A 234-nucleotide genomic window follows, 5' to 3' on the forward strand; every position below is an offset into this window, starting at 1 on the left:
GATCGCGGGAGAGAGTTTCACCGGGACGCTCGCGGATGTGCCGTGGGGTGCCCAGTGCGGCCATGTGCTGACTGTGGCTGACGGCACGCTGCTGCTGCTCGCCTGCGGAGATGCCCGCGTCAGCCGCGCGCTTAACACCGCGCGCGAGCCGCGCGACACGCTGGTGTTCGAGGACGTAACGCCGGTTGCCATGACCGCTTTGCCGGCGTTTCTGCCGCCCGATCTGCCGCGATT

The 234-nt window shown here is 68.8% G+C and carries 1 protein-coding gene; it reads left to right on the forward strand.

Annotation, left to right across the window (positions count from 1 at the left end; all coding sequences use genetic code 11):
* The coding region (locus RMT89_RS45540; RefSeq protein WP_315889620.1) for a hypothetical protein at positions 1–234 on the forward strand (234 nt) is incomplete at both ends.

It is taken from the genome of Streptomyces sp. P17, from assembly GCF_032436805.1.
In the GTDB taxonomy this organism is placed as follows: Bacteria; Actinomycetota; Actinomycetes; order Streptomycetales; family Streptomycetaceae; genus Streptomyces.